The organism is Xanthomonas codiaei (assembly GCF_002939785.1).
GTDB classification, from domain to species: Bacteria; Pseudomonadota; Gammaproteobacteria; order Xanthomonadales; family Xanthomonadaceae; genus Xanthomonas; species Xanthomonas codiaei.
The window spans coordinates 129,408-151,696 of the sequence record NZ_MDEC01000002.1 but is presented as its reverse complement, the minus strand read 5'-3'; the positions used below and the strand labels follow the sequence as shown (position 1 = coordinate 151,696).

Annotated in this window: 17 protein-coding genes; 14 read left to right on the top strand and 3 right to left on the bottom strand. The window is 66.0% G+C overall.

Annotated elements, in window-relative coordinates:
• Positions 1–2: 2 nt before the first annotated feature.
• From mrdA to XcodCFBP4690_RS01960, 6 genes are all read left to right on the top strand, one after another.
• The gene (gene mrdA / locus XcodCFBP4690_RS01990) at positions 3–2,063 is read left to right on the top strand and encodes a penicillin-binding protein 2 (protein WP_104539395.1); all 2,061 of its coding nucleotides are present in this window, start codon (positions 3–5) and stop codon (positions 2,061–2,063) included.
• On the top strand, positions 2,060–3,178 hold the full coding sequence (gene rodA / locus XcodCFBP4690_RS01985; protein ID WP_104539394.1) for a rod shape-determining protein RodA: 1,119 nt from the start codon (positions 2,060–2,062) through the stop codon (positions 3,176–3,178). The genes mrdA and rodA overlap by 4 nt, the downstream gene beginning before the upstream one ends.
• Before the next feature lie 324 nt (positions 3,179–3,502).
• Positions 3,503–4,900 (top strand): glycoside hydrolase family 28 protein, encoded by a 1,398-nt coding sequence (locus XcodCFBP4690_RS01980; protein WP_104539393.1) that lies wholly within the window; start codon positions 3,503–3,505, stop codon positions 4,898–4,900.
• 246 nt (positions 4,901–5,146) lie between these two features.
• Complete coding sequence (gene mltB, locus XcodCFBP4690_RS01970) at positions 5,147–6,295, top strand: lytic murein transglycosylase B (protein WP_104539392.1); 1,149 nt, start codon at positions 5,147–5,149, stop codon at positions 6,293–6,295.
• On the top strand, positions 6,292–7,656 hold the full coding sequence (locus XcodCFBP4690_RS01965; RefSeq protein ID WP_104539391.1) for a septal ring lytic transglycosylase RlpA family protein: 1,365 nt from the start codon (positions 6,292–6,294) through the stop codon (positions 7,654–7,656). The genes mltB and XcodCFBP4690_RS01965 overlap by 4 nt, the downstream gene beginning before the upstream one ends.
• Before the next feature lie 259 nt (positions 7,657–7,915).
• Positions 7,916–9,121, top strand: a complete 1,206-nt coding sequence (locus XcodCFBP4690_RS01960; RefSeq protein ID WP_104539390.1) for a D-alanyl-D-alanine carboxypeptidase family protein — start codon at positions 7,916–7,918, stop codon at positions 9,119–9,121.
• A 344-nt stretch (positions 9,122–9,465) separates the two neighbouring features.
• Here XcodCFBP4690_RS01960 and XcodCFBP4690_RS01955 read toward each other — a convergent pair whose 3' ends face one another.
• Positions 9,466–10,527, bottom strand: a complete 1,062-nt coding sequence (locus XcodCFBP4690_RS01955) for a lipid A deacylase LpxR family protein (RefSeq protein WP_104539389.1) — start codon at positions 10,525–10,527, stop codon at positions 9,466–9,468.
• A 301-nt stretch (positions 10,528–10,828) separates the two neighbouring features.
• Between XcodCFBP4690_RS01955 and XcodCFBP4690_RS01950 the strand changes: the two genes are divergently transcribed.
• From XcodCFBP4690_RS01950 to XcodCFBP4690_RS01930, 5 genes are all read left to right on the top strand, one after another.
• Complete coding sequence (locus XcodCFBP4690_RS01950) at positions 10,829–11,812, top strand: CsgG/HfaB family protein (protein WP_104539388.1); 984 nt, start codon at positions 10,829–10,831, stop codon at positions 11,810–11,812.
• Positions 11,813–12,080: 268 nt separating this feature from the next.
• Positions 12,081–12,359: a YbeD family protein gene (locus tag XcodCFBP4690_RS01945; protein ID WP_104539387.1), complete on the top strand. Its 279-nt coding sequence runs from the start codon at positions 12,081–12,083 to the stop codon at positions 12,357–12,359.
• Positions 12,347–13,045: a lipoyl(octanoyl) transferase LipB gene (gene lipB, locus XcodCFBP4690_RS01940; protein ID WP_104539386.1), complete on the top strand. Its 699-nt coding sequence runs from the start codon at positions 12,347–12,349 to the stop codon at positions 13,043–13,045. The genes XcodCFBP4690_RS01945 and lipB overlap by 13 nt, the downstream gene beginning before the upstream one ends.
• A gap of 14 nt (positions 13,046–13,059) precedes the next feature.
• The gene (lipA, locus tag XcodCFBP4690_RS01935; RefSeq protein ID WP_104539385.1) at positions 13,060–14,073 is read left to right on the top strand and encodes a lipoyl synthase; all 1,014 of its coding nucleotides are present in this window, start codon (positions 13,060–13,062) and stop codon (positions 14,071–14,073) included.
• 363 nt (positions 14,074–14,436) lie between these two features.
• Complete coding sequence (locus XcodCFBP4690_RS01930; RefSeq protein ID WP_208622673.1) at positions 14,437–16,596, top strand: carboxy terminal-processing peptidase; 2,160 nt, start codon at positions 14,437–14,439, stop codon at positions 16,594–16,596.
• Between the two features lie 84 nt (positions 16,597–16,680).
• Here XcodCFBP4690_RS01930 and XcodCFBP4690_RS01925 read toward each other — a convergent pair whose 3' ends face one another.
• Positions 16,681–17,424 (bottom strand): sulfite exporter TauE/SafE family protein, encoded by a 744-nt coding sequence (locus tag XcodCFBP4690_RS01925; RefSeq protein WP_104539383.1) that lies wholly within the window; start codon positions 17,422–17,424, stop codon positions 16,681–16,683.
• An 88-nt stretch (positions 17,425–17,512) separates the two neighbouring features.
• Here XcodCFBP4690_RS01925 and XcodCFBP4690_RS01920 point away from each other — a divergent pair, with 88 nt between their 5' ends.
• A complete protein-coding gene (locus XcodCFBP4690_RS01920; protein WP_104539382.1) occupies positions 17,513–18,418 on the top strand; it encodes a LysR substrate-binding domain-containing protein in 906 nt (301 codons plus the stop codon).
• Positions 18,419–18,626: 208 nt separating this feature from the next.
• Here XcodCFBP4690_RS01920 and XcodCFBP4690_RS01915 read toward each other — a convergent pair whose 3' ends face one another.
• Positions 18,627–19,493 (bottom strand): endonuclease/exonuclease/phosphatase family protein, encoded by an 867-nt coding sequence (locus tag XcodCFBP4690_RS01915; RefSeq protein WP_104539381.1) that lies wholly within the window; start codon positions 19,491–19,493, stop codon positions 18,627–18,629.
• 192 nt (positions 19,494–19,685) lie between these two features.
• Here XcodCFBP4690_RS01915 and XcodCFBP4690_RS01910 point away from each other — a divergent pair, with 192 nt between their 5' ends.
• Both XcodCFBP4690_RS01910 and XcodCFBP4690_RS01905 read left to right on the top strand, forming a co-directional pair.
• Positions 19,686–20,741 (top strand): bifunctional nicotinamide-nucleotide adenylyltransferase/Nudix hydroxylase, encoded by a 1,056-nt coding sequence (locus XcodCFBP4690_RS01910; protein WP_104539380.1) that lies wholly within the window; start codon positions 19,686–19,688, stop codon positions 20,739–20,741.
• Between the two features lie 128 nt (positions 20,742–20,869).
• Entirely contained in the window at positions 20,870–22,273 is a 1,404-nt protein-coding gene (locus XcodCFBP4690_RS01905; protein ID WP_104539379.1) for a nicotinate phosphoribosyltransferase, read from the top strand.
• Positions 22,274–22,289: the final 16 nt, after the last annotated feature.

Below are 22,289 nucleotides of genomic sequence, written 5' to 3'. Positions count from 1 at the left end.
TCATGCACGGCCGTCGCCAGCCCAAGAACCCGCATGCCGAGGCCGAGCAGTTCCGCCGCCGCGCGGTGCTGGGTTTCGTGATGGTGGTGATCTGCCTGGTCGGCCTGGGCGGCTGGTACTTCAAGCTGCAGGTGCTCGACCACGAGGTCTACGCCACCCGCTCGGAAGCCAACCGCATCAAGCCCAAGCCGGTGGTGCCCGGGCGCGGCATGATCTACGACCGCACCGGCCGGCTGCTGGCCGAGAACGTACCGGCCTTCCGCCTGGACGTGACCCCGGACAAGGTTGCCGACATGGATGCCATGCTGGCCGCGCTGGGCAAGGTGATCCCGATCGCGCCGGAGGACCTGGAGCGCTTCAATCGCGAACGCAAGGCGCGCCGCCGCTTCCTGCCGGTGACGCTCAAGCTGCGCATGAGCGATGAGGAAATGGCGCGCTTTGCAGTGGAGCGCTGGCGCTTTCCCGGCGTGGAGCTGGAGCCGTACCTGACCCGGCGCTATCCGTTCGGGCCGTTGTTCGCGCACATCGTCGGCTATGTCGGCCGTATCGACGAAAAAGACCTGGCGGTGCTGGGCGAGGGCAATGCCGCGCTCACCCACATGGGCAAGTCCGGGCTGGAACGCTACTACGAGCAGGACCTGCGCGGCCAGGTCGGCTACGAACAGGTCGAGACCAACGTGCAGGGGCGGGCGATCCGCACCGTGGGGCGAGTGGCGCCGCAATCCGGCGCCGATCTGCGGCTGTCGGTGGACGCCGATCTGCAGCGCGCGATGGTGGCGGCCTTCGGCGAGCACGAAGGTGCGGCGATCGCGATGGACCCGCGCACCGGCGAGATCCTGGGCATGGTCAGCCTGCCCAGCTACGACCCCAACCTGTTCGTCAACGGCATCTCGCATACCGACTTCAAGATGCTCAACGACAACCCGTCGCGGCCGCAGTTCAACCGGCTGGTGCTCGGTGGCGTGGCGCCGGGCTCCACGCTCAAGCCGCTGATCGCGCTGGCCGGGCTGGACAGCGGCCTGCGGCGGCCCGAGGACCGGGTGCTGTCCACCGGCATGTTCTACCTGCCCGGGGTCAGCCGCGGCTGGGGCGATTCGCATCGCGGCGGGCATGGCTGGACCGATCTGCGCAAATCCATCGCCCAGTCGGTCAATACCTATTACTACCGCCTGGCGGTGGACATGGGCATCGAGCGCTTCGACCGCTACATGGCCGACTACGGCTTCGGTCAGCCCACCGGGGTGGACCTGCTCGGCGAAATCGGCGGCATCCTGCCGTCGCCCGCCTACAAATACAAAACCCGCAAGGAGCGCTGGTATCCCGGCGACACGGTCAATATCGCGATCGGGCAGGGCGACTGGAAGGTCACCCCGCTGCAGCTGGTCCGCGGCGTATCGGCCATCGCCGGCGGGCTGCTGCTGCGCCCGCACCTGGTGCTGGAGCAGCGCACCGGCTTCGACCATCCCTGGCAGCCGATGATCCAGCCGCCGGGCAAGCCGATCAGCCCGAACCCGGCGCACCTGCAGGTGGTGCGCGAAGGCATGATGGACACCATGCGTCCGGGTGGCACCGGCTATGCGATCACGCCGGGCGCGCCGTACCAGATGGCCGGCAAGACCGGTACCGCGCAGGTGGTCAGCCGCAAGGGCGTGGCGGCGGTGGACCCGCGCAGCCTGCCGCTGCACCTGCGTCACCGCGGCCTGTTCGTCGGCTTTGCGCCGGCCGACAACCCGGTCATCGCGGTGGCGGTGGCGGTGGAGGGCGGCGGCTTCGGCACCAGTTCGGCGGCGCCGATCGCACGCAAGATCTTCGATGCCTGGCTGCTGGGCAAGATGCCCGCCGGCCTGGAGCCGCTGGACAGCGAACTGGGCATGACCGCGGTGGGCATCAACCAGTTCGACGCCGGCGCCACCGACGCGCGCCAGGCCGGCGATGCGGCGGCCGCCTCGCTGGAAGACCTGCCGGTGGTGATCGGCCAGACCGCCGTGGCGCTGGATCCGAATACCCCGGCGCAGCCGGTGGTGCCGGACGTGCCGGATGCGGTGCAGGAGACCGACCATTGAGTGACATCCTGCGCTGGCTGGTGGACATGGTCGCGCGCTTCACGCGCAGCCTGGACTGGGTGCTGTGCCTGGCGCTGGGCGCGTTGATGGTGATCGGCCTGTCGGTGCTCAAGAGCGCCGGCGGCGCCGCCGAGGGCGATCATCTGGTGATGGCGCAGGGCGTGCGCTTTGTCATCGGTACGGGCGCAATGTGGGCGATCTCGCGCATGTCGGTGCTCCGGCTGCGCGCGTGGACGCCGTGGATCTACGGCCTGTCGATGCTGCCGCTGCTGGCGGTCTTCGTGCTGGGCACCGGCAAGTACGGCCGCCAGTGGCTGGACCTGAAGGTGTTCTATCTGCAGCCGGCGGAGCTGCTGAAGATCAGCCTGCCGATGATGGCGGCCTGGTATCTGCATCGCATGCCGTTGCCGCCACGGATCTCCACCGTGCTGGTGACTGGCATGATCATCGGCGTGCCGACCGCCCTGATCATGCTGCAGCCGGACTTCGGCACCGGTGTGCTGATCGCCGCCAGCGGGGTGTTCGTGCTGCTGCTGGCCGGCCTGCCGTGGTGGTGGGTGGCGGTGGGCATCGGCGGGATATCTGCTGCCGCGCCGGTGGCCTGGTTCTGGCTGCTGCGCCCGTACCAGAAGGACCGCATCATGATGTTCCTCAACCCTGAAAGCGATGCGCTCGGTGCCGGCTGGAACATCATCCAGTCCAAGATCGCCATTGGCTCCGGCGGACTGGATGGCAAGGGTTGGGGGCTGGGCTCGCAATCGCATCTGAACTTCATCCCCGAGCAGACCACCGACTTTGCGTTCTCGGTGCTGAGCGAGGAATTCGGCTGGATCGGCGTGGCCATCGTGCTGATGCTGTATCTGATCGTGATCGGCCGCTGCCTGTGGATCGCCTCGCAGGCGCGCGACACCTATTCGCGCCTGATTGCCGGCGCCACCGGCCTGGCGTTCTTCGTCTACGTGCTGGTCAACGGCGGCATGATTTCCGGCCTGCTGCCGGTGGTGGGCGTGCCGATGCCGCTGCTGAGTTACGGCGGCACCTCGGCAGTGTCGTTGCTGGCGGGCCTGGGGCTGGTGATGGCAGTGAAGTCGCACCGACCGGTACACGGCTACTGACGCGATTGCGCCTGGCACGATCCTTAGGGTCGCGTTGCGCGCCAAGCGTCACGCGCGCACCCGATGCGGCAGCGTGCGCGTGTGCGTGTGCGACTCGCCTATGTCAAACGCTGACAATCTTTGGAGTGCGTGGTGGTTTTGCGCAGTGCATTGCAACCACGACACCCCGGCGCAGGCCGGCTTCGTTGATGCGGCGCCGGGTTCGCGCGTCCACCCCAGACCGGCGCGGCGCTGCGTAGAGTGCGCCACGCCGCTGCAGTGCTGGCGGCCGCGTCGCGTTGCCTGCACTGGCCCGCGCCATTCCTCATTCGGGTGATCTCTTCCATGAAACTGCTCAACGCTGCCATCGGCGGTGTCTGTCTGTCGCTTTGCGCACAGGCCGGCGCCGTCACCTTCGCCAACGGCGATAGCCGCCCTGTCGCGCAACCGTCGATTCCCGCCAGTTGCCAGCCGCCCTTGAAGGCCAGCCACACGCCGGCCGGACGGCAATTCGACGCCGCGCTGGAAAGCGCGCCCCCCGATACCACGGCCATCCAGGCCGCGCTCAACGCCTGCAAGAATGGAAGCGTGCTGTTGACCAGCGGCAGCGGCAATGCCTTTCTGACCGGGCCGTTGTTCATCCCGGCCAACGTCACCCTGGTCATCGACCAGGGCGTCACCCTGTACGGCTCGCGCAACCCGGCCGACTACGGCACCGGTTGCGGCACTGCCGGTTCCAAGAGCGGTGCCTGCACGCCGTTGATCAGCGTCAAGGGCAACAATGCAGGCGTCATGGGCATCCGCACCGGCGGTCGCCAGGGCACCATCGATGGGCGCGGCGATCAGACCATGCTGGGCAAGAGCACCACCTGGTGGGAGTTCGGCGAGAACGCCAAGAAGGTCGGCCAGGTGCAGAACAGCCCGGACCTGATCAAGGTGCAGAATTCCAGCGAGTTCACGCTCTACGACATCAATCTGATCAATGCGGCCTACTTCCATTTCTTCTCGCATAGCGTCAATGGCCTCACCATCTGGGGCGTGCGGGTGAAATCGCCGGCCAGCAGCCCCAATACCGACGGCCTGGATCTGGACAGCGTGGTCAACGCCACCATCCACGACAGCGACGTGATGGGCGGCGACGACTGCGTGGCGATCAAGACCATCGCCTCCAAATCGGCCAACATCACCGTGCGCAATAGCCGTTGCTACGGCACCCATGGCATCTCGATCGGTAGCGAGGTGATGTTCGGCGTCAGCAACGTGCTGGTGGACAGCAACGCGCTGGTGTCCACCGACGATGCAGGCAACCGCAGCACCGACAACAACGGCCTGCGCATCAAGACCAGCATCGTCAAGGGCGGCTCGGTCAGCCAGGTCACCTATCGCAATACCTGCCTGTACGGCGTGACCAGTCCGGTGGTGATCAACCCGTTCTATGCCAGCGGCAACAGCGGCACCAAGCCGACCTTCAGCGCGATCGTGGTGGACGGCTTGCGCAGCAGCAACGACGCCGGCGGCAAGGGGTGGATCCTGCGCGGCTACGACGCGCAGACGCCGCTGGATCTGGTGCTGGCCAATGTGGCCATTGGAAGCGCGCCGGCCACGGTCACCGCGAGCAATGCGCAGATCGGACTCAGCAACAGCGCGGTGACGCCCACCGGCACCGGCGTCACCACCGGCCCGGTGCAGGTCAGCGGCGCCATTCCCACCTGCTCGGGCGCGCCCCGCTTCCCGGCACTGTGAAGCACCCGGCGCGGCCCTCCAACGGCCGCGCCGGACCGGTGGCTACCGCGCAGCGCTGCACCGCCAATGCGGCGCAGTTGCAAAATCCCGAATCCCGAATCCCGAATCCCGAATCCCGAATCCCGAATCCCGAATCCCGAATCCCGAATCCCGAATTTGCTGCACCACCTCTTGACTTGATCCAAAGTCTTTGCGTTTCATGGCCTTATTGCCAGAAGTTCATCTGATGTCTGTTACCCTCGGCCGATGATTCGACGCACTCTGACCTGCCTGCTCACCCTCGGCCTTGTCGCCTGCGCGACCCAGCCCAGCCCTCCGTCCCCGCCGCCGGCCGCCAGTGCGCCCCCGGCCAAGCCGCCCGCTCCCCCTGTCGCGTCCGCGACGCCCGCCAGTGCTGCTGCCGAGGCGCCCGCCTTGCCGCCAGTGGATCTGACCCCGGTGCCGTTCGAGATCGCCCGCGCCAACTTCGTGCGCGACACCGCCACCAGGTACGGCATCGATGCGGCGCAGATCGAGGCGACCCTGGCGCAGGCACAGTTCAAGGACGCCATCGTCACCGCGATGTCGCGTCCGGCCGAACGGGTCAAGCCGTGGAACGAATACCGGCCGATGTTCATCACCCAGGCGCGCATCGATGGCGGGCGCAAGTTCCTGGCGCAACACCGTGCCGAGTTGAGCAAGGTGGAGGCTGCCACCGGCGTGCCGGCACAGGTGATCGTGGCCATCATCGGGGTGGAAACCAGCTACGGCACCAACGCAGGCAAATACCGCGTGCTGGATGCGCTCTACACGCTGGCGTTCCGTTATCCACGTAGCGGCGACCCGGCCAAGCTGGAACGCGAGGTGCGGCGCGAGCTGTTTTTCCGCGATGAACTTAGTCAATTGTTCGCGCTCGGCAAGGAAGAGCAGCTCGATGTCACCGCGCTGATCGGCAGCTACGCCGGTGCGATGGGCATGGGCCAGTTCATGCCATCGAGCTACCGCCAGTTCGGTGTCGATGGCGATGCCGACGGCAAGCGCAACCTGTTCACCGACTACAACGACGTGTTCGCCTCGATCGCCAATTACTTCGTCAAGAAGGGCGGCTGGGTGCGCGACGGGCAGGTGGCGGTGCCGGCCACGCTGGCCGCCGGCCACGAGGAATTCAATCCCACCGACTGGTCGCCGGTGTACACGCTGGCCGATCTGTCCGCGCGCGGCTACCACCCCAGCGCGCCGGTGGTGGCCGGCAGCACCGCCACCCCGATCAGCCTGGACGACGCCAACGGCAAGCAGTACTGGCTGGGCTTCCAGAACTTCTACGCAATCACCCGCTACAACATTTCCAAGATGTATGCGATGGCCGTGTTCCAGCTGTCCGAGGCCATCGCCGGCAAGGAGTTACCACCGGCATGAACAGCATGACAGGTCCCAAGTGGCTGATCCCGATGGCGCTGATGCTGGGCCTGGCGGCCTGCAGCAGCGCACCGAAGAAAGGTGCCGGCAGCACCGGCAGCGGTGCCATCAAGGGCGTCAAGGTCGACGGCAAGGGGCCGGCCTACGTCGCGACCGGATGCCCTTCCACGTCGCCGTACGCGGCAGCCAAGGAGGACCCGTCTACACGCGGCGATTACACCGCCGGCGGCCTGTACAAACCCGGCGTCAAGGACAGCACCCCGGACCACGTGCCCAACGTGGCCTGCATTCCCGAACCCCTGGTCACCAACGAGCCGCGCTCGGCGGTGGGCAACCGCTCGCCGTATGAGGTGCTGGGCAAGCGCTACGTGGTGATGGACAGCCCCGGCGACTATGTCGAACGCGGCACTGCCTCGTATTACGGCAGCAAGTTCCACGGCCGGCTCACCTCCAACAAGGAGGTCTACGACATGTACGCCTTCACAGCCGCGCACAAGACCCTGCCGCTGCCGAGCTTTGCACTGGTCACCAATACCGACACCGGCGATTCGGTGGTGGTGCGGGTCAACGACCGTGGTCCGTTCCACGACGGACGCGTGATCGATCTGAGCTACGCCGCTGCGGTCAAGCTGGGGATCACCGGCAAGGGCACCGGCAATGTCGAAGTGCGTGGACTGACCGAAGCCGATAACGGCAACCTGCTGGCCAAGCGCCGCAGCGACCAGCCGGCCTCCACGGCCGTCGCTACGGCGCGGCCTGTTGCGGGCAGCAGCCAGATCGATGGTCTGGTGCAGCGCCTGCCCACCCGCACCGTGCCGCCGCGTGCGGCTACGGCGGTTGCCGCGCCTGTCGCCACCTCGAATGGCGCTGTGGTCATCCCGGCCGGCGAACGGTGGCGCTATCGCGTGGCCGATTCGCGCCAGCCGGGCAATGCCGACAATTTCGATGCCTGGATGAAATCGCAGGGCGTGCGTGTGGCCACCGGCAAGCCGGCCGCCACCGCACCGCGCCCGGCGGCGGCTGCACCGGTCGCCGTCGCGGTGGTCAAGGCGCCCGAGCGCGCGCCTGCACGGCCGGTCAAGGTCGATCCGATTCCGGCCAGGGCGCCCAGCGCCGCCGAATCCGCGCTGGGCGACATCCTGTTGCAGGTTGCCAGTTTCGCCAGCCGCGAAAATGCCAACCGCGCGCTGTCGCAGCTGGCATCGGCCGGCATCGCCGGAGCCAGTGTCAGCGATATCGTCAGCGGTGGGCGGACCTTGTGGCGCCTGCGCGTCAATGCACGTGATCACGCCAACGCGTCCGAAATCGCGCAGCGCATTGCCGGTCTGGGCTTCGGGCGCCCGCAGATCGTTGCCAATTGAGCATGGCGGCCGGGCCTGCCAGGTCACTGGCGGGCCAGCTTGAAACCGACAACTGCCCCTGCATCCACTCCGTCATCGCTTGCGAGTGGGTGAGCCAACCGCTCTGTGGGATCGCCGCCCCAGGCCGGGGCGGCGCGCGGCCTGCAGTCATCGCTGAACTGCGCGGGCGCCTACGTGGTCTGATGCGTCGCCCTCATTGCTGCAGCCCTTTACAATTTCCGATTACCCAGCCTTCGGGCCCGTCAGGAGTCGTTCTTCAATGAAATTCCGCTTCGCCGCCGCTGCCGTGGCCACGTTCGCCTTCGGCCTGGTCTGCGCCCAGACGCCCGCGCCGCAGCCGACGCCCGCCGCGCCTGCTGCCCCGGCTGCCTTGCCGGTTCCGCCCGCGCCCGCGCCGGCCGTGTCCAAGTCCTGGATCCTGATGGACTACGCCACCGGGCAGGTATTGGCCGGTGAGAATATCCACCAGCAACTGGCACCGGCCTCGATCACCAAGGTGATGACCTCCTACGTGGTGGCCGCCGAGATCAAGAACGGCAAGGTCACCCGCGACGACCAGGTCATGATGAGCGAACGCGCCTGGCGCGAAGGTGGCGCCGGCACCGATGGCAGCTACAGCGGGTTCCCGGTCAACCAGACCGCGCGTTTGGAAGACATGGAAAAGGGCATGGCGATCCAGTCCGGCAATGACGCAGCGATCGCGCTGGCCGAGCATGTGGCCGGCAGCGAAGAAGCCTTCGCCTCGCTGATGAACAGCTATGCCGCCAAGATCGGCATGAAGAACTCCTACTTCGTCAACGCGCATGGCCTGAGCGCCGAAGGCCACCATTCCACCGCCTACGATCTGGCCCTGCTGGGCCGCGCGATGGTGCGCGATTACCCGGAAACCTACGCCTACAACAAGATCAAGGAATTCCAGGTCGGCAACATCAAGCAGAACAACCGCAATCTGCTGTTGTGGCGCGACCCGGCCGTGGATGGCATCAAGACCGGCCACACTTCCGAGGCCGGCTACTGCCTGCTGAGCTCGGCCAAACGTGGCGACCAGCGCCTGGTCGCGGTGGTCATGGGCGACAGCTCCGAGCGCCAGCGCGCCGACGACAGCCTGGCGCTGCTCAACTGGGGCTTCCGCTTCTTCGAGACCCACAGCCTGTATGCACCGGGCAAGGTGGTGACCAAGCAGAAGGTCTGGAAGGGTGCGCAGGACGAAGTGCAGTTGGGCGTGGCCCAGCCGTTGCTGGTCAGCCTGCAGCGCGGCCGCTACGACGACCTCAAGCCCAGCATGGAAGTGGCCAAGAACCTGCAGGCGCCGATCAAGCAGGGCCAGCAGGTCGGCACCGTGAAGGTCAGCCTGGACGGCAAGCTCATCGCCCAGGCTCCGCTGGTGGCCATCAACGCGGTCGAGGAGGGCGGGTTCTTCAAACGCCTCTGGGATGCGTTCTGGATGTGGTGGGAATCGGAGTGATGCCAACGAAAAGCCGGCGAAAGCCGGCTTTTCGTTGGCGGGGATTGGGGATTGGGGAGTCGGGATTTGTAACAGCAAGAGCGGGTGCCGCGCCTGGCCGCCCGTTTTGATCAATGCCTCAATCTCGATCTCCAGTCCCAGCTCGGACATATGTCGTTATCCGGAAGCTGATCATCTGGATGCGGCAGCAATCGTAACGATTCAATAAAAAGCCGGCGAAAGCCGGCTTTTTATTGGTGGGGATTGGGGATTGGGCATTGGGGATTCGCAACAGCCACTGCAGCTGCAAGGCCCCAACAGCCCGCTCTTGCGAATCCCCAATCCCGAATCCCCAATCCCAGCCCTCAAAGCATCCGGCTGATGGTGAAACTCCCATACACCGGCGTCTCGCGCTGGGTCTCGAATTCACGGGTGCGGTGGTAGCGGGCCAGGGCGAATTTCCAGCGGCCGTACATGATGGCCAGGCCGTAACCGACATCGCCCACGAACGGGCGCTTGTCCACGCTGTGGCTGTTGCGGAAGGTGTTGCCGTCCAGGGTGATGTCGCGCAGCACCCAGCGTGCGTCGGTGGCCACGAACAGATGCCCCGACCAGCCGCTGGCACGGCCCAGGCGGCTGGGCGCGGTGTTTTCGCCGGCTGGGCGCGTCGGGGTGCTGCCGAAGTCATCGGGGAGTTTCCAGCCAAAGCGCGCTTCGCCACCTGCATTCAGATGCGTGGCCATGTTGCCCACCGCCCCGCCCCAATGGGAAATGAAGTCCCAACCAAAGCCGCCGGCATTGCCGCTGGCATCGGATGGCCAGCGGCGCATGCGCTCGTGGACCAGGTTGATCACAGGTTCGTTATGCAACTGGTTGTCCCAGCCCTGGAATTTCTCGTCGCCCAGGATGTCGTGGATCGCATCCTGCGCTTCCTGCGCAAAAGCCCACGGGCCGACCACGCCAAGCTGCAACTGGGTGGTTCGCAGGTGTGCATCGTTACGCGCGTTGTAGCCGAAGCTGGCCAACAGGATGCCGGCGTACGGGCGGTCGTCCGGGATCACGTCGCGACGGGTGTAGTCGGTCGGGGTGAAGATCGCCTGGCCGATCGAGAACACCATGTTCTGCTGGTCGAACTCGCCCGGATGCAGGCGTTCCAGATAACTGTTCACCCAGCGCGCGGTGCGCGGCAGGCAGGGGTCGTCGGTGTAGTCCACCAGGTTGGGCGACACCAGGGTCAGCATCGCCCCGTTGGAGTATCCCTGGTCCTGGTCTTCGCCCCCGAGCAGGTCGTTATCGACACGAAAATTCACCGCCGGCGGCGTGCGCCCCAGCCGGCTCGAGTCGCATTGATCCGCCGCCAGGGCGGGCATCGACAACCCGGTGAAAGAAAGCAGCAGGGCAGCAGACAACGCGCGCGGTCGGAGCATGGAGGGCCTGGGGGAGTGAAGGAGGGACTAGGTTCAGCAAAGGTGCCTGCGCTCACTGCTGCGCGGCGTGAACATACCCAGCATCATGCCCGTCGCCTGCGATACGGCGTGGAGCGTCCTGCGCACCAGTCCGTTTCATCAACGGTGTGCGGCACTGCTACCTGGCAGCGATGAAAAGCCCACGCGGATAGCATATGATCCGCTCCCGGGGAAGAAGCCCCAAGGAACGGTGGCCTTTGCAGGCCTTTCATCACCAACGGATCGCGTTTGTCGACGGCAGCGCAGGTGTTAGGGGAATAAAATGAACAAGACTTTTTCTGTGAACGCGGCTGTGCTTTCCGGCCTGCTGGGTATCGCGTTGGCCGGTGTCAGCGCTCCCGCATCGGCCGGTTTCAAGGATGCCTTCAAGGGATCCGCGCAGGACCAGCGTAAAGAGGCTGTTGCGCAGATTCCGGTGTGCGCCAAGCCACTGGGTAGCCTGTCGGTGATCGAGCCGGAAGATGCGGTCAACTGGTGGTCCGGTCAGCAGTTGCCGGCACCCTCCAAGTTGATCAAGGTCTTCGTCAACCGTTCGCGCTGCTTCACCCTGGTGGACCGGGGCGCAGGCATGGCCGCATCGCAGCGCGAGCGCGAGATGGCCGCCAACGGTGACCTGCGCGCGCGTTCCAATATCGGCAAGGGCCAGATTCGCGCGGCCGATTACGTCATGACGCCTGATCTCATTTCGCAGAATCGCAATGCCGGCGGCAGTGCGATTGCCGGAATGCTGGGCGGGTTGGTAGGTGGCAATGCAGGCAATCTGGTCGGTGGCCTGAATCTCAGCAAGAAGACCGCCGACGTTGTCTTGACCATCACCGATGTGCGCTCGTCCGAACAGGTCGCCATGGCCGAAGGCAATGCAAAAAAGACCGACCTCGGCTGGGGCGCGCGTGGCAACGTGTTCAGTAGTGGCGACTACGGCGCAGCCGGCGCCGGCGGTTATGCCAATACCGAGATTGGCCAGGTGATCACCTTGGCGTATCTGCAGGCCTATACCGACATCGTCAGCCAGCTTGGCGGCCTGTCCGGCAACGCGGCTGCGTCCAACGCGCAGCAGGCAGTCACCGTGACGCGCGCGGGGCGCCTGCTGGCCAATGCCAAGGGTACCGGCGCAGCGGTCCGCACACTGGAACCGGGAATGATGCTGTATCCCACCGGCACCAAGGAAGGCGTGATGTGGGAAGTCGAAGACGAGATGGGTAATCGTGGCTGGGTGTCGTCGGCGATGTTGGAATTGTCCAAGTAAACGCGGATTGGACAACCGCGCCGCCATCGGGCGTGCGCGGTTGTTGGCCGGAGACCTTGTAGGCGCCTGCCCATCTATCGCGCCCTGTTCAGTGGCCTCGTCCGGTGACGCCGCAAGACAGACGCATGGCGCGACCGGCAAGCTGAACCTTGCTGGGCGCGCGACGTCCGGCGCGATGTAGCGGAGTCCGTGCCAGGCACGTGGCTCCGCCTGTCGTTTCGGACTGTATGGACTTGGGTTTGCCCGCCACCGGCCCGATAATGGGGCGATGGATATCAGCACCGACAACCCCGATCACGGCTTCCAGTTTCCCGGCACCTTCGAGCTCAGCGCCATGGGCGCGGCCGATCGTGGCCTGGAGACGGAGCTTCCGCGCCTGCTCGCCGCCACCGGCGTGGAGCTGCTGCAGGAAAGCGTCAGCTGGAAGCATTCTTCCAGCGGCAAGTATGTCTCGGTCAAGATCGGCTTCCGCGCCGAGAGCCGGGAGCAGTTCGACGCCGCGCACCAGGCGCTGCGCGACCATCCGGAAGTGAAGTGGACGCTGTAGCGGCCGAACCGGTCGTGGCGCCGGTTGCCATCCCGCCGGCGCACTTGCGCGACCTGGGGCAGCAGGACTACACCGCGGTGTGGCGTGCAATGCAGCGTTTCACCGATACGCGTGATGAGCACGCGGCCGACGAGGTGTGGGTGGTCGAGCACGCGCCGGTGTTCACCCTGGGCCAGGCCGGCAAGCCTGAGCACGTGCTGGCGCCGGGCGAGATTCCCGTGCTGCAGGTCGATCGCGGCGGGCAGGTGACCTATCACGGCCCTGGCCAGTTGGTGGTCTATCCGCTGCTGGACCTGCGCCGACTCAAGATTGGCGTGCGCGATTACGTGTGCAAGATCGAGCAGGCGCTGATCGACACGCTGGACGAGTGGAATATCTTGGCCGAGCGTCGCGACGGCGCGCCCGGCGTCTACGTGGGCGCAGCCAAGGTCGCCGCACTCGGTATCCGGGTGCGCCGTGGCTGCACCTTCCACGGGTTGTCGTTCAACGTGGCGATGGACCTGGAGCCGTTCCACCGTATCAACCCCTGTGGCTACCAGGGTCTGCAGGTGACCTCGGTGCTAGACTTGGGCGGCCCCTCCGGGATGGACGCCGTCAAGGCGGTGCTGCTCGAGCAACTGGCGCGCCAGTTCGGCCTCGTGCTGCAGCCCGTTTCCGCATTGCCCGACCTTTCGCTTCCGGCCTGAGCGCCCGTACCGTCATGACCCAGCCTATCGCCCGTTCCATCCCCTTGCAGGTCGTCTCCGGCGACACCGCCGCGCCTGCGCCGCTGCAGACCGGCGTCAAGCAGATCGGTGGCGACAAGATCAATCGCTCGCCGGTGCAGTTTGTCGATGCACCGGTACTGCGCAAGCCCTCGTGGATCCGCGTGCGGATTCCGTCCGGCAACGCGGTGCAGAACCTCAAGGCCAAGTTGCGCGAAAACCGCCTGGTCACCGTCTGCGAAGAAGCCAGCTGCCCGAACATCCACGAGTGCTTCAGCCACGGCACCGCCACCTTCATGATCCTGGGCGAGGTGTGCACGCGGCGCTGCTCGTTCTGCGATGTGGCACACGGCCGGCCCAAGCCGCCGGATGCCGGCGAGCCGGCCAGCCTGGCCACCACCGTGGCCGACATGGGCCTGAAATACGTGGTGGTAACCAGCGTGGACCGCGACGATCTACGCGACGGTGGTGCGCAGCACTTCGTGGATTGCATCTCCGCCATCCGCACCAGTTCGCCCAACACCCGCATCGAGATCCTGACCCCGGATTTCCGTGGCAAGGGCCGCATGGACCGCGCGCTGGAGATCCTGGCGCTCAGTCCGCCGGATGTGTTCAACCACAACATCGAAACGGTGCCGGACCTGTACCCGAACGTGCGCCCCGGTGCGGATTACCAGTGGTCGCTGACCCTGCTGCAGCGCTTCAAGGCGCAGCATCCGGCCATCGCCACCAAGTCCGGCATCATGCTCGGACTGGGCGAAACCATGGAGCAGGTGCAGGCCACCTTGCGCGATCTGCGCGCGCACGATGTGGACATGATCACGATCGGCCAGTACCTGCAGCCGACGCCGCACCATCACCCGGTGATGCGCTACTGGACGCCGGAGGAATACAAGGCGCTGGAGGAGTACGGCAATGCGCTGGGCTTCAGCCACGTCGCATCGGGTCCGATGGTACGCTCGTCGTACCACGCCGACCGGCAGGCCGCAGGCGCTGGCGTCGCCGCCTGAGCGGCAGTACCGGTGGCTGGCATGTGATTGCCGTCGCGCGCTGTTGGTCGGCGCGGCCAGCACCAAGGCCGGATGCGCAATTGCGTATTGACGGCCGCGATGCTGTTTCCACCACCAGTGCTGATTCGCCAGATTCGGTCCTGTGCAGCGCACGGGGCCGTTTTGCATTCGGCGTCGGCATCCAGCTGAGCGAGGTACGGTCTCGTTCACAATCCGATACAGGCCCGGCGCTAGGCTGATTCAGCCAGCGGATGACAACGCCAGCAACTTTCGGCACTGTCATGCTGTCTGATCCGATCACCGCCTTTCTTTCATCGGCCCCGTGCCGAGAGCCATTCGATGACCTACAACGTTTCTGCGTCCATGAAGGCCGGCCTGCTGGCGCTGGTGTTGACCACTCCGATGGCATTGCTCGCACGCGCCGATACCGCGCTGCCGGCGGCCGCCACGCCCGAGCAGGCGACCGCGACCAAGCTCGTCTATGGCCTGCTGTCCGATAGTCGCTATGCCTATCGGCCACGCACGCTGGACGAGGCGATGGCCAAGGATGTCTTCAAGCGGTATCTGGAAGCGCTCGATGGCGGCAAGCAATTCTTCACCCAGGCCGATATCGACGGTTTTGCGTCGTTGCAGGCTGGTGTTGGCGACGCATTGCGCGGCGGCAATCTGGAACCGGCATTCCAGGTCTTTGCGGTGTACCGCAAGCGCGTCGACCAACGGGTCAAGTACGCGCGCGACCTGCTCAAGCAGGACTTCGATTTCAACGGCAGCGACAAGTTCGAGTACGACCGCAAGGACGTGCCCTGGGCGTCGGATGACAAGCAGCTGGATGTGCTGTGGCGGCAGTCGGTGATGAACGACTGGCTGCGCCTGAAGCTGGCCGGCAAGAAGCCCGACGACATCCGCAAGACGCTGGACAAGCGTTATGCCGCGCTCGCCGATTCGGTCAAGCAGCTCAAGGGTGAGGACGTATTCCAGTTCTTCGTCAACGCCTACACCAACGCCGTCGACCCGCACACCGACTATTTCACCCCGCGCACGGCCGAGACGTTCAATCAGCAGATGTCGCTGTCGCTGGAAGGCATCGGCGCGCAGCTGCAGAAGCAGGACGACATGGTGGTGATCCGCGAGGTGATCCCGGGCGGTCCGGCAGCGGTGGATGGCACGCTCAAGCCGGGCGATCGCATCGTCGGCGTGGGCCAGGCAAAGAATGGCGCCATCGAGGATGTGATCGGCTGGCGGATCGACGACGTGGTGGCCAAGATCCGTGGCAGCAAGGACACCCAGGTGCGCCTGGAATACATCCCGGCCGAGTCAGGCATCGACGGCAAGCACCGCACGGTCACGTTGACCCGGCAGAAGGTGCGCCTGGCTGAGCAGGCCGCCAAGGGCGAGACCATCACCTTGCCGGCGCAGGGCGGTCAGCCGGAACGCCGCATCGGTATCATCAAGCTGCCGGGCTTCTACCAGGATTTCGAAGGGCGTCGTCGCAACGCGACCGATTACGCGTCTGCAACGCGCGACGTTGCCAAGCTGTTGGCTGGTTTCAAGACCGACAAGGTCGACGGCGTGGTGCTGGATCTGCGCAACAACGGCGGCGGCTCGCTGGATGAGGCGATCGAACTGACCGGCCTGTTCATTGAACAGGGCCCGGTGGTGCAGGTGCGCGAATCCGGTGGCCGGGTCACCGTCAATGGCGACAGCAATCCGAAGGTTGCCTGGGATGGCCCGCTGGGCGTGCTGATCAATCGCGGTTCGGCATCGGCATCGGAGATCTTTGCCGGCGCCATCCAGGACTACGGCCGTGGCCTGGTGATCGGCGAAACCAGCTTCGGCAAGGGCACGGTGCAGAACATCGTCGACCTGGACCGCTGGCCGGCCGCCGAAGGCCAGCGCTACGGGCAGGTCAAGCTGACCATTGCGCAGTTCTTCCGCGTCAGCGGTTCCAGCACCCAGCATAAGGGCGTGGTGCCGGATATCGCCTTCCCGGCCAGCGTGGATGCCACCGAGTTCGGCGAGAGCACCTACGACAACGCGCTGCCGTGGACGCGCATCGCTGCCGCGCCGCACACCCAGTACGGCAACTTCGCTCCGCTGCTGCCCAAGCTGCAGACGCTGCACACCGCACGCATCGCCACCGACAAGGAGTTCCAGTGGTGGGAAGAGGACGTCAAGCAGTTCCGCGAAGAGAAGGCCAAGAAGTACATTTCCTTGAACGAGGCCGAGCGCCTGGCCGAGCGCCAGAAGCAGGACCAGCAGCGCAAGGATCGTCAGCAGATTCGCAAGCAGCTCGGCTTGCCGCTGGATCCGCTTGCCGACGACACCGATGACGGCCTGACCGGCAGCGAACGCGACATCGTCAAGGACACCGCGCGCGAAAAGGCGGCAGAAAAGCGTCCGGACCCGTTGTTGCACGAGTCGGCCGCCATCCTGGCCGATGCGCTGGGCCTGCTGTCGCAGGACCAACCGCTTTCGGCGCAGGTGCTGCCGCAATCCACGGCCCCGGGGCGCTGGGCAGACTGATCGCCGCTGCGCATCCGATCGACGAACGCCACCGCTTGCCGGTGGCGTTTTCGTTTGTGTGCGGCATCCGCTGTCAGCGAGGTCTCAGGCCAGCGCCTGCCAGCAGGCCTGCAGGCCGAGCAGCAGCAAGGTGCCGAAAAATACCTGACGGAACACGTCGGCAGAGATGCGGCGGCGCACCCGCGTGCCAGCCCATACGCCCACTGCGGTGGGTACCAGCGCCAGCAGCGATGGCAGGCCGGCCGAGAGCGGCACCCCGCCATGCCAGACCAGCGCAATGGCCAGGGCGAGCGTTGCCGTGCCGAAGCACGCCGCCAGTGCGCGGATCAACAGCTCACGCGGCAGGCCCAACGCAGACAGGTAGGGCACCACCGGAATCACCAGAACACCGGTGGCGCCGTTGAGCAGCCCACCGACCAGTCCGGTCAGCGGGCTGGCCCAGCGTTCGTGGCGTGGCGGCAGCATCCATTGCCGGCGCGCAAGCCCGAGCAGGGCGTAGGCCACCAGCAGCACGCCGAGCGCGGCGCGCAGGACGCGTGGGTTGCCGCCGACCATCACCCCGGCGCTCAGCCAGGTGCCCGCCGCCACGAGTGCCAATACCGGCCACAGACGCCGCAACAGCGCTGCCGGCGCCGGCCCCCAGGCCTGCTGCAGATTCGTCACCAGCGAAGGCAGCACCAGCAGTGCGGCGGCCTGGCTGGGCGGCAGCCATAGCCCGAGCAGCCCCATCGCCACCGTCGGCAGCCCCATGCCAGCCACGCCCTTGACGCCGCCGGCCAGCAGGAAGACCGCTGCAACCAGCAGCCACTGCGACACATGTCCGTTCATGGGCGCCAGGATCCGGGTGGCGATGCTGAGCCGGCAAGCTGTCATTGTTTGAGGCAGACTTCGGCCATGCCGAAGGCTGGGAGTGCATATGCAGGTGGAATTCGTCGATCTGCGGATCTTTGTCGCGGTGGCAGACACCGGCAGTATCACGGCTGGCGCCGACCGCGTGGCGCTGTCGCTGGCGGCCGCCAGTGCGCGCATCCGTGCGCTGGAGTTGCAGGTCGGGGCGGCGCTGTTCGAGCGTGGTCGGCGTGGGGTAACGCTCACTGCGGCCGGCCAGGTGCTGCTGCGGCACGCACGGGTGCTGGCGCGGCAGGAGCAGGCGATGCGCAGCGAACTTGGCGACTATGGCATCGGCGGCCAGGTCACGCTGCGACTGGCCGCCAACACCGCCGCACTCTCGGAATGGCTACCCGAATGCGTGGCGGATTTCTTGCTGGCGCATCCGCGGGTGGATCTGACCCTGGCCGAGTGGGGGAGCGAGGAGGCCGCCGACGCGGTGCGCGATGAACGCGCCGACCTGGCCGTGGTGGCGGGGCATGCGGATTTCACCGGCCTGCAGCGGCGCCCGTTCCGGCAGGATCGCCTGGTGCTGGCGATGGCCGCCAGCCATCCGCTGGCCGCTGCGGGCAGCGTGCGCCTGACCGATATCGCACAGATGCAGTTGCTGGCCTTGTCGGCCGACAACGCCTTGCAGCGTCACCTGCGCACGCACCTGGCCAGGGCCGGCGTGCATCTGCGCATCCGCGCGCGCGTACCCGGCATCGAGACGCTGTGCCGCATGCTGGCGCGCGGTGTGGGTGTGGCCATCGTGCCGCACGCGGCGCTGGCGTGCTCCAGCGTCAGGCAGCAGTTGGCGGCAGTGCCGCTGGACGAAACCTGGGCGCGGCGCGAGCTCTCCATCGTCTGGCGCGACACGCCATCGGCGATCCTGCAGACCTTGCTGGAATGGCTGCAGGCCAGCGCGGCACAGGCGGGCATCCAGACGGTTTGAGCGGCGGGCACATCGCGCGTGCCGCTGTGCGGACTTTCAATGTCCTAACGGTGCAACCACTGATTCAAGTGCGCCTTCCATAGCGACATGACGAGTGCTTGAGATGTTTGTGAGCGGCTTCAAGCGGCCGCAACACCCACAAGATCGGATCCCGTAGCCGCTGGAAGGCGCGTCATTGCCGGCGCGATGAGTGCTTGGGCGCTTGCTGTCAGCGCGGCCAGTCGAACTCGGCCAGCACCGGATAATGATCGGACGGCAGGATGCCGCCGGGGCGGTCGTCCAGGGTGGTGAAGCGGGTGGGCGTCAGGCCGCGGAACAGAATCCAGTCGATGCGCCGGGTCGGCTGGGTGCTGAAATCCTGGAAGGTATTTTCCGGCCCGTTGCGCTTGGGTGCATGCGTGCGTGCATCGCCCAGCACGGCGGTGAGCGTGGGGTAGGTACGCTTGTCCGGATCGCTGTTGAAATCGCCGGTCAGCACCACCGGGCTATCCGCAGGCAGTTTCGCGATACGCGACAGTATCAATCGTGCGCCTTGCTCGCGGGCCTGCTCATCCTGATCGCGGTGCGGCAGATGCGTGTTGAACAGGTAGAACCGGCGCTTGTCGCTGCGACGCTCGAACAGCGCCCAGGTGACCATGCGTGGCAGGTCCGTGCCCCAGCTGCTGCTGCCGGGAATGTCGGGCGTTTCGGATAGCCAGAAGTCGCCCGATTCGACCACCGTCAGCGCGCGCCTGTCATAAAACACGCCCATGTGTTCACCGCCGCCGTCGGCGCTGCGTCCCTTGCCGAACCAGCGATAGGTCGGCAAGTGCGTTGCAAGATACTGCGCCTGCTCCTGGACCAGCTCCTGGGTGCCGACGACATCCGGATGCGCCTGACGGATCAACGCGACCATGGCATCGCGACGCGCCTGCCAGCGTTTGTTGCCGTCGGTATCGACCGGCACGCGCACGTTGAACGACATCACCCGCAGCGGTGCGCTCGGCGTTGCCGCCAGTGCGGGCAGGGCGATGCACAGCACTGCAACGGTGGCGAGAAGGCGGCGCAGCAGCATCTGCGCGATCGGACGTGGCATGCAGGCGAACTCCCTGGAAACAAGAGTCCCGAGTCTAGCCAGCCATGATGACCGCTGCGTCACGACAGTGATGCTGCATGCAGACACCATCGCCCGCTTGATCGCCTGCTTGACGCCGCCGCGCATCGGCGTAGCATTTGCACCAAGCCAGCGGACAGACCGCTGGCTACCCACCAACCGTGAGGGATTCTCATGGCATCGCAGTACGATTATCTCGTGTTTATCGGGCGTTTCGAGCCCTTTCATAACGGCCATGCCGCCGTCGCCCGCCATGCGCTGGGCAAGGCAAGCAAGCTCATTGTGTTGATCGGCTCGGCCGACACGCCACGCACCATTCGCAATCCCTGGACCGTCGCAGAACGCGCGGTGATGATCGAGTCCGCGTTGCCGGGCGAGAACGCGCGACTGATCCTGCGCCCACTGCGCGATCATCTCTATAACGAAAGCCTGTGGATTGCCGACGTGCAACGCCAGATTGCCGAAGCAGTACAGGCCGATGGCGGCGCGCCGGATGCGCTGGTTGGCCTGATCGGCATGGACAAGGATGCCAGCAGTTATTACCTGCGTGAGTTTCCGCAGTGGCCGCTGGAAGATGTGCAGCACACCGCCACGTTGTCGGCCACCGAATTGCGCCGCTATCTGTTCGAGGCTGGCGACATCGGTTTCCATGGCGGGCTGTTGATGCTGCGCGGCAATGTGCCGGCGCCGGTCTACGACATGCTTGAAGCGTTCCGGCGCAATTCGCCCAGCTATGCGCAACTGGTGGCCGAATACCGTTTCATCGAGCACTACCGCGCTGCCTGGAAGGATGCGCCGTATGCGCCCACCTTCGTGACCACCGATGCGGTGGTGGTGCACTCGGGCCACGTGTTGCTGGTGCGCCGTCGTGCCGAGCCGGGCAAGGGCCTGTGGGCGTTGCCGGGCGGCTTCGTTGCACAGGACGAGGGGCTGCTGGAAAGCTGCCTGCGCGAGCTGCGCGAAGAGACCCGGCTCAAGCTGCCGGTGCCGGTGCTCAAGGGCTCGTTGCGTGCCCGCCAGGTGTTCGACCATCCCGACCGCAGCCTGCGCGGGCGCACCATCACCCATGCCTTCCACTTCGAATTTCCGGCCGGCGAGCTGCCTGTCGTGCGCGGTGGCGACGATGCCGACAAGGCGCGCTGGATTCCGATCGCCGAAGTCATGGCGATGGGCCCGCGTCTGTACGAAGACCACCTGCATATCCTTGAATTCTTCCTGGGCCGTGGTTGAAGGCAGCCGCATGCGCCTGCGTGCCGGCACCGATCGGTGTTGTCCGCATACCGTGTGTTTTTGCTTGCAGCACAGCCTCCCGCCGGCGGACAGACCGCCGGTTTTCCCGACGCGAAGGAGCTTCCGTCATGCATTACCTCGATAACCTGCTGCTCAATACCGATAGCTACAAGGCCAGCCACTGGCTGCAGTATCCGCCCGGTACCGATGCCTCGTTCTTCTATGTCGAATCGCGCGGCGGCGTGTATGACCAGACCGTGTTCTTCGGCCTGCAGTCGATTCTGAAAGAAGCCATCAGCCGGCCGGTCACGCACGCCGATATCGACGATGCGAAGGCCTTGCTGGCCGCGCATGGCGAGCCGTTCAACGAGGCCGGCTGGCGCGATATCGTCGACCGTCTTGGTGGCCAATTGCCGATCCGCATCCGTGCGGTGCCCGAAGGCACGGTAGTGCCCACGCACAACGTGCTGATGACGATCGAGTCCACCGACGCCAAGGCGTTCTGGGTGCCGTCGTATCTGGAAACCCTGTTGCTGCGCGTGTGGTATCCGGTGACGGTGGCCACGGTGAGCTGGCAGGTGAAGCAGATCGTGCGCGATTACCTGGAGCGCACCAGCGACGATCCGGAAGGGCAGTTGCCGTTCAAGCTGCATGACTTCGGCGCGCGCGGCGTATCCAGCCTGGGTTCGGCTGCGCTTGGTGGCGCCGCGCATCTGGTGAACTTTCTCGGCACCGATACCTTGTCGGCGTTGCTGCTGGCACGCGCGCACTACCACACGCCGGTGGCGGGCTTTTCGATTCCCGCCGCCGAGCACAGCACCATCACCAGCTGGGGCCGCGAGCGCGAGGTGGATGCGTATCGCAACATGCTCACCCAATTCGCACGGCCTGGTTCCATCGTGGCGGTGGTCTCGGACAGCTACGACATCTACCGCGCCATTGCCGAGCATTGGGGCACCACCTTGCGCGAGGAGATCGTCGCCTCTGGCGCGACAGTGGTGATCCGCCCCGATTCCGGCGACCCGGTGGACGTGGTCGAACAATGCCTGCTGCTGCTGGACGAAGCCTTCGGCCATCAGGTCAACGGCAAGGGCTACAAGGTGCTCGACCACGTGCGCGTGATCCAGGGCGATGGCATCAACCCGCAGTCGCTGCGCGCGATTCTCGAGCGGATCACCGCAGCCGGTTATGCCGCCGACAACGTCGCCTTCGGCATGGGCGGTGCGTTGCTGCAGAAGGTGGACCGCGATACCCAGAAGTTCGCACTCAAGTGCTCGGCGGTGCGTGTGGACGGGCAGTGGATCCATGTCTACAAGGATCCGATCACCGACCAGGGCAAGCAGAGCAAGCGCGGTCGGCTGACCCTGCTGCGCGACCGTCGTGATGGTAGTTACCGCAGTGCATTGCTCGACGAAGCGACCGCCAGCGCCGACAGCGAAGATGCGCTGGTGACGGTGTGGGAAAACGGGGCGATGCAGCAGGAGTGGACGCTGGAGCAGGTGCGTGCGCGCGCCGACGCGGCGCGTCGCTGACCGGCCGCACGCAGGC

Excerpts from the sequence above, each read along its gene's own strand:
- mrdA (WP_104539395.1), top strand. The coding sequence starts at position 3 with ATGCACGGCCGTCGCCAGCCCAAGAACCCGCATGCCGAGGCCGAGCAG.
- XcodCFBP4690_RS01980 (WP_104539393.1), top strand. The coding sequence starts at position 3,503 with ATGAAACTGCTCAACGCTGCCATCGGCGGTGTCTGTCTGTCGCTTTGC.
- mltB (WP_104539392.1), top strand. The coding sequence starts at position 5,147 with ATGATTCGACGCACTCTGACCTGCCTGCTCACCCTCGGCCTTGTCGCC.
- XcodCFBP4690_RS01965 (WP_104539391.1), top strand. The coding sequence starts at position 6,292 with ATGAACAGCATGACAGGTCCCAAGTGGCTGATCCCGATGGCGCTGATG.
- XcodCFBP4690_RS01960 (WP_104539390.1), top strand. The coding sequence starts at position 7,916 with ATGAAATTCCGCTTCGCCGCCGCTGCCGTGGCCACGTTCGCCTTCGGC.
- XcodCFBP4690_RS01955 (WP_104539389.1), bottom strand. The coding sequence starts at position 10,527 with ATGCTCCGACCGCGCGCGTTGTCTGCTGCCCTGCTGCTTTCTTTCACC.
- XcodCFBP4690_RS01950 (WP_104539388.1), top strand. The coding sequence starts at position 10,829 with ATGAACAAGACTTTTTCTGTGAACGCGGCTGTGCTTTCCGGCCTGCTG.
- XcodCFBP4690_RS01945 (WP_104539387.1), top strand. The coding sequence starts at position 12,081 with ATGGATATCAGCACCGACAACCCCGATCACGGCTTCCAGTTTCCCGGC.
- lipA (WP_104539385.1), top strand. The coding sequence starts at position 13,060 with ATGACCCAGCCTATCGCCCGTTCCATCCCCTTGCAGGTCGTCTCCGGC.
- XcodCFBP4690_RS01930 (WP_208622673.1), top strand. The coding sequence starts at position 14,437 with ATGAAGGCCGGCCTGCTGGCGCTGGTGTTGACCACTCCGATGGCATTG.
- XcodCFBP4690_RS01925 (WP_104539383.1), bottom strand. The coding sequence starts at position 17,424 with ATGAACGGACATGTGTCGCAGTGGCTGCTGGTTGCAGCGGTCTTCCTG.
- XcodCFBP4690_RS01920 (WP_104539382.1), top strand. The coding sequence starts at position 17,513 with ATGCAGGTGGAATTCGTCGATCTGCGGATCTTTGTCGCGGTGGCAGAC.
- XcodCFBP4690_RS01915 (WP_104539381.1), bottom strand. The coding sequence starts at position 19,493 with ATGCCACGTCCGATCGCGCAGATGCTGCTGCGCCGCCTTCTCGCCACC.
- XcodCFBP4690_RS01910 (WP_104539380.1), top strand. The coding sequence starts at position 19,686 with ATGGCATCGCAGTACGATTATCTCGTGTTTATCGGGCGTTTCGAGCCC.
- XcodCFBP4690_RS01905 (WP_104539379.1), top strand. The coding sequence starts at position 20,870 with ATGCATTACCTCGATAACCTGCTGCTCAATACCGATAGCTACAAGGCC.